General features: G+C 64.3%; 6 protein-coding genes. All 6 read right to left on the bottom strand.

From position 1 onward, the window contains the following. Positions 1-159: 159 nt before the first annotated feature. Positions 160-1,551 (bottom strand): amino acid permease, encoded by a 1,392-nt coding sequence (locus tag C8K18_RS25940; RefSeq protein ID WP_029969492.1) that lies wholly within the window; start codon positions 1,549-1,551, stop codon positions 160-162. Between the two features lie 60 nt (positions 1,552-1,611). After that, on the bottom strand, positions 1,612-1,962 hold the full coding sequence (locus tag C8K18_RS33120; RefSeq protein ID WP_146190907.1) for a hypothetical protein: 351 nt from the start codon (positions 1,960-1,962) through the stop codon (positions 1,612-1,614). 33 nt (positions 1,963-1,995) lie between these two features. After that, the gene (gene rqpR, locus C8K18_RS25935) at positions 1,996-2,652 is read right to left on the bottom strand and encodes a response regulator transcription factor RqpR (RefSeq protein WP_006050491.1); all 657 of its coding nucleotides are present in this window, start codon (positions 2,650-2,652) and stop codon (positions 1,996-1,998) included. 10 nt (positions 2,653-2,662) lie between these two features. Continuing rightward, the gene (locus tag C8K18_RS25930) at positions 2,663-3,559 is read right to left on the bottom strand and encodes a sensor histidine kinase (protein ID WP_107709172.1); all 897 of its coding nucleotides are present in this window, start codon (positions 3,557-3,559) and stop codon (positions 2,663-2,665) included. 418 nt (positions 3,560-3,977) lie between these two features. Beyond that, positions 3,978-4,748 carry a ferredoxin--NADP reductase gene (locus C8K18_RS25925; protein ID WP_006050489.1) on the bottom strand — a complete coding sequence of 257 codons (771 nt, stop codon included), beginning with the start codon at positions 4,746-4,748 and terminating at the stop codon, positions 3,978-3,980. 691 nt (positions 4,749-5,439) lie between these two features. Beyond that, positions 5,440-6,237, bottom strand: a complete 798-nt coding sequence (locus C8K18_RS25920) for an endonuclease/exonuclease/phosphatase family protein (protein ID WP_006050488.1) — start codon at positions 6,235-6,237, stop codon at positions 5,440-5,442. Between the last annotated feature and the right edge of the window lie 91 nt (positions 6,238-6,328).

Below are 6,328 nucleotides of genomic sequence, written 5' to 3'. Positions count from 1 at the left end.
CGGTGTGAGCCCGCTTTCTTTGCTTACTTTCTTTGCGGCGGCAAAGAAAGTGAGTGCCGCCCCGCACAGGGGCAACGCCAATAGACCACCATGAAAACAAGGAAAGGCCAAGGGGGTTACTAACAACAACAACAACAACAACAACAACAACCCCTGCCCTCATCGGGCCAAATGCGACCGCCTCCTCGAATACCCGAAATAAATCCCCATCCCCACCACCAACCAAACCAAAAAAGCCACCCAGGTAATAGCCTGCAAATTCACCATCAAAAACAGACACGAAGCGACAGCAAGCACCGGCACCACCGGCACACCAGGACACCGGAACGCGCGCGGCAACTCCGGATGCGTCCTACGCAAAACCAGCACCGCGATCGACACCATCGAAAACGCCGCCAACGTGCCGATGTTGATCAGCTCCGCCAACACATTCAACGGCACGAGCGCCCCGATGAGCCCGAAGAAAATGCCGACGAGCCACGTCGTGAAGAACGGCGTCGCAAACCGCGGATGCACACGCGAAAGCCGTGCAGGCAACAAACCATCGCGTGACATCGCGAAAATCACGCGCGTCTGTCCGTAAGCCATCACGAGGATCACGGTCAGCATGCCGAGCACCGCGCCCAGATCGATGAAGCCCGCCACCCACGGCTGACCCGCAACCTGCAACGCATACGACACCGGATGCGACACGTTCGCGAACTGCGCCGACGGCACGATGCCGGTCACCACAGCGGCCACCGCGACATACAACACCGCGCACACGCCAAGCGACGCGATGATGCCGATCGGCAAGTCGCGCTTCGGGTTTTTCACCTCTTCGGCGGCGGACGACACCGAGTCGAAGCCGATGAACGCGAAGAACATCACCGCGGCCGCGCCGAACACGCCGTTCCAGCCGTTCGGCATGAACGGGTGCCAGTTCGCCGGCGTCACATGAAACACGCCGACCGCGATCACGAGCAGCACCACGGTCACCTTGATCGCGACCATCACGTTGTTGATCCGCGCCGACTCGCGCACGCCGACCGACAGCAGCGCGGTGATCGCCATCATCACGAGGAACGCGGGCAGATTGAAAAGCGTTTCATGGCCGGGCAACGCGCCCGGCGCCGCCGTCAGCGCGACCGGCAACGACACGCCGAAACCGGACAGCAGCGATTGCAGATAACCGGACCAGCCCACCGAAACCGCGGACGTCGCGAGCCCATATTCGAGCATCAGATCCCAGCCGATGATCCACGCGGCCAGTTCGCCGAGCGTCGCGTACGAATACGTGTAGATGGAGCCCGCGACCGGAATCGTCGATGCAAATTCGGCGTAGGCGAGCGCCGCGAAACCGCACGCGACAGCCGCAATCAGGAACGAGATCATCAGCGCCGGGCCGGCTTGCACGGCGCCCGTGCCGGTCAGCACGAAAATGCCGGTGCCGATAATGGCGCCGACGCCGAGAAACGTCAGGTCTAGCGCACCGAGCGCTTTCTTCAGGCCGGCGTTCTGGGCGCTCGTCGCGAGCATGTGCTCGACGCTCTTCTTGCGGAACAGGGACATTGGCGGGGGTCTCCAGTAGTGCACGCGTGTCGCGCGCCGAATGTCGGGAAACCCGCGATTTTAGCGGATGCGCGCGCATGCACCTTTTTGGGACGCACTAAAAAGACGGGGCTCTGGATACGTGGCGCTGGCGTGACCGAGCGGCATCGCAGCGGCAATCCAGCGGCAACCCAGCGGCATTCCAGCGGCAATCCAGCGGCAATCCAGCGGCAATCCAGCGGCAATCCGGCGGCAATCCAGCGGCAATCCAGCGGCAATCCAGCGGCAATCCAGCGGCAATCCAGCGGCAATCCAGCGGCAATCCAGCGGCAATCCAGCGGCAATCCAGCGGCAATCCAGCGGCAATCCAGCGGCAATCCAGCGGCAATCCAGCGGCAATCCAGCGGCAATCCAGCGGCAATCCAGCGGCAACCCGGCGGCATCCGACCTGCCGCAGCCGCCAGCTTAACCCGCCATCGCCGGATTGAGGTCGACGAGCCGGTTGCTCATCACATAGAAAGTGAGTTCGGCGTTGTTGCGCAGCTTCATCTTCTCGAGCAGGCGCGTGCGGTACACGCTCACCGTTTTCACCGACAGCGACAGCGCCTCGGCAATGTCGGTCAGCCGTTTGCCTGACGCGAGCATGCACAGGGTCTGGTATTCGCGGTCGGAGAGCTTTTCGTGCGGCAACTGCTCGCCGTCGAAGGAGACGTAATCGGCGAGCGCCTCGGCCATCGCCGGGCTCACGTATTTGCGGCCGGCCGCGACCTGCTGGATCGCGCCGATCATCTGCGCGGCGTCGACGGTTTTGGACAGGTAGCCGGCGGCCCCGGCCTTCAGCGCGCGCACCGCGTACTGATCCTCGCGATACATCGAGAACATCAGCACCGCCACGCGCGGCGCCTTGCGCTTCAGGCGCTTGAGCACTTCGACGCCGTTCATGTCCGGCAGCGAAATGTCGAGCAGCACGACGTCGAAACTGTGGGCCGCGACGGCGTCGAGCGCTTCCGCGCCGGTCTGCGCCTCGGTGACCTCGCGCGCTACGCCGCGATCCAGCAGCAACTGGCGCACGCCCTGGCGAACCACGGCGTGATCGTCGGCGAGCAGGATGCGCAGGCTCATGACGGCTCGCTCACGATTGCAGCGCGCGCAAGCCGCCGCCTGGCTGCGCGTCGGCGAGCATCGCGTCCCACGCGAAGCGCGCGCGCACGAGCGTGCCGCGCGGGCCTTCGCTATCGCTGCGTTGCGCCGGGTTTTGCGTCGGGTTTTGCACCAGCGGCTGGCCGCCGCGCCGGGCGGTCACGCTCAGCGTGCCGTCGAAGGCCGCACAGCGCGCTTTCATCCCGCTCAGCCCGAAATGCCCGTGTCTGCGATGTGCGTGGCGCGAAACGCCGACGCCGTCGTCGCTGACGATCAGCGTCAGATGACGACGGCTGGTTTCGATCCGCACGTCGGCGGATTCGGCGCGCGCGTGCTTGGCGATGTTGTTCAGCGCTTCCTGCGCGACGCGGAACACGGCGAGCGCGGCGTCGGCGGAGAGGCGCGTGAGACGCACGTCGGCCGCGCAGACGAAGCTCGTGCGCAACTGCGTGCGGGCGGCGAAGTCGCCGGTCCACTGGGCGAGCGCGCCGACGATGCCCGCTTCGAGCGCCGGCGCGTGCAGTTCGGCCACCGCCTGCCGGGTCGCGGCGCAAACGGCGTCGAGCGAGCGGTTGGCGACGGCAAGCGCGGCCGAGCATTGCGCCGGAGCGTCGGCGGGCAGCCAGGTTTCCACGCCGGCGAGCGCGAAGCGCGTCGCGGTCAATTCGGCGCCCACGCCGTCATGCAGTTCGCGCGCGACGTGACGGCAGGCCGCTTCCTGCGCCCGGACCAGTTCGGCGGAAAGCTCCCGCACGCGCGAGCGCAGGCGAGCCAATTCGCGTTCCGCCGACGCCGACGACGCCGCCGCCGCGCGGCCCGCGTCTTCGGCGGCGCGCGGCAACAAGGCCGACGAATGGCTGGTGAAACGGACGACAGTCGACGTATCCATGACTTTCTCTCAGAAAGCGGCGCGGACGGCGAAGCGGTGGCGCATCGGCGCCGCGAAGACGAAAGAGCGCATCAGGTCTCGGGCCTCCAATATGGCCGCATCAGATGACTACGACGGGCAGATCACCACGCATCAACGTAACGAAATTTACATTCGGTAACAAGCGGGTCGTGCCATGAGCGGCAGTGAAATCGCCCGGCGGCGCGCCGCGATCATATCCCAAAAAAGAAAAAGATGCAGGCCCATCAAGGCTTAGCGGCGTTAGTTCACGTAACGCCTGACATGCCGCTCATGCCGTTCTGTAGGAAGATTGCCGACAGAAAATGTCAAATATCCGACGCTCAATTGTAACGGCGAAAAAAAAGGAGCCAGAAGGCTCCTTTTCCCTGGTTTCGCGGCGCGAACCGCGAAAAATCGCTTAACCGACGAACGCCTTTTCGACCACATAGTGGCCCGGCTCGTTGTTGCTGCCTTCCTGGAAGCCCAGGTCGTCGAGCAGCTTGCGCGTGTCGCGCAGCATGTGCGGGCTGCCGCAAAGCATCACGCGGTCGTTTTCGAGCGAGAAGCCCGGCACGCCCAGGTCGGCGAATAGCTTTTCCGTCTCGATGAGCTCGGTGATGCGGCCGCGGTTCTCGAACGCTTCACGCGTGACCGTCGGGTAATACAGCAGCTTTTCCTGCACCAGTTCGCCGAGGTGCTCGTGCGCCGGCAGGTGGTCGGTGATGTATTCCTTGTACGCCAGTTCGTCGACGAAACGGCAGGTGTGCGTGAGGACCACGCGCTCGTAGCGGTCGTAAATGTCCGGATCTTTGATGATCGACATGAACGGCGCGAGGCCCGTGCCGGTGGACAGCAGCCACAGCGTCTTGCCGGGCAGCAGGTTGTCCGCCATCAGCGTGCCGACCGGCTTCTTGCCGATCAGCACCTGGTCGCCCACCTTCAGATGCTGCAAACGCGACGTGAGCGGGCCGTCCTGCACCTTGATGCTCAGGAATTCGAGATGTTCTTCGTAGTTCGCACTCGCGAGGCTGTACGCGCGCAAGAGCGGCTTGCCGTCGACTTCGAGGCCCACCATCGTGAACTGGCCGTTTTCGAAACGGAACGACGGATCGCGCGTGCAGGTGAAGCTGAAAAGCGTATCGGTCCAGTGATGGACGCTCAGGACGGTTTGTGAATTGAGGTTGCTCATGGCTTCTTGGATAGTGCGAAAACAAAGGCGGCCAGTCGTTGGAGCCGGCCGGCACGGCAAGGGCGATGCTGCGCTCACCCGCGGGCGGAATGGCGCGCAATCCATTATTTTACCGCGCCCGCCGCCAGCGGGCCGAGACGCGGCGATGGGGCGCGAAAAGCGAATCAAACAGCGAATCAAGCGGTCGAGCGGCGGTGATCAACCGGCGTTCGTCGAACTCATCATGCGGATTTCCGGCCGAAGAGCGCGGGCGCCGGTTTTCGCTGGGTCCGCCGGGTCCGATTACGACCGGCGACGGGCAGTGCCAGGCGTGCTTGCCGCCGCGCGTCACCAAGGGTACGGCGATGGACGAAGGCCGCGCGGGGCGGCTGCCACCGGCTGTCCGGCTCGCGCCGGGTAGGCGCGCCGCGCGGGCAACATTTTCAGGATGATACAGAAAGCTGCCGTGCGGCGCAGCATAGACCCTGCCAATAAAGCAGGCAAACGGGCGGAAAACCAGGCTCGGGAATGTCAGCGTTTGCCCGCTGCAACCGCGCAACGAGTGGGTCGCGCCGGGGCTCGCGTTCGGCACAAAGCGCGTGTGCCGGGGCCGGCGTCTGGTTTGTTTCTACGTGACAGACAGTTCGCAAACGCAATCGCATCGATCGAAAGCGCGCTTTTCGGCCCGCATGCCAAACCACGCCCCGCGCCGTCACTCCACCCGCAAGCGCGCCATATACGGCAAATGATCCGACAGCCACGCGGTTTCCTGCGTCGGCGGAATCCATTCGATCGGCTTCATGCCGCGCACGAACATTTTGTCGAGCGCGAGGGCGGGCGAAAAAGCGGGGAACGTGCGGCCCGCCTCGCCGAGCAGCGTGGCCACTTCATGCAGGCCGTGCTCGCCGAACAGCGGCACCGAATCGTTGCGCCAGTCGTTGAAGTCGCCGGCCAGCACGAGCGGACCGTCCGGCGCTTCCTTCGCGATCCAGTGAGCGATCCAGTTCATCTGACGCAAGCGCGCCGAGCGCGTCAGCGCGAGGTGCGCGCACAGCAAGGTGACCGAGTGTCCGCCGAAGGTCGCGCGCGCGACCAGCAGCCCGCGTTTCTCGAAGCGATGCGCGGAAATATCCCAGCGTCCGCCGAGATCCAGCGGATGCGGCGACAGAATCGCATTGCCGTGCCGCCACGACGGCTTGAACACGTTCGGCCCGAGCGCGATTTCCAGTTGCAGCGCCTGCGCGATTTCGGTCGCCTGGCAATGCCAGACATCGTTCAAGGGATCGGCGACGGGCGCGCCGAAGCTGCTCGCCAATACCGGCGAGGGCATGCGGCGCGCCATCGCTTCCTGCAGAAAATAGGCGTCCGCGTGGGTCGACTGAACCCAGCGCTGCATGGCTTGCCAGGCTTGAAAGCCGAGCGGCGTGCGGCCCTTGTGAAGGTTCCAGCTCACCGCCACGAAATCCTTGGGTGCTGTGCTTTCGCGGATCAATTCTTCGGGGTTTCGCATGCCGCGTTATCCACGTGTTCTGTTTTCGGAGCTTCGATTGTTCATGCGTTGTTCGCGGGTCTCTCAGGTTGGCTCTTCAGCTTCGCTTTTC

The organism is Paraburkholderia sp. GV068, from assembly GCF_003058125.1.
In the GTDB taxonomy this organism is placed as follows: Bacteria; Pseudomonadota; Gammaproteobacteria; order Burkholderiales; family Burkholderiaceae; genus Paraburkholderia; species Paraburkholderia graminis.
The sequence above is the reverse complement of the archived record's forward strand: the minus strand, read 5'-3'. Positions and strand labels throughout refer to the sequence as shown.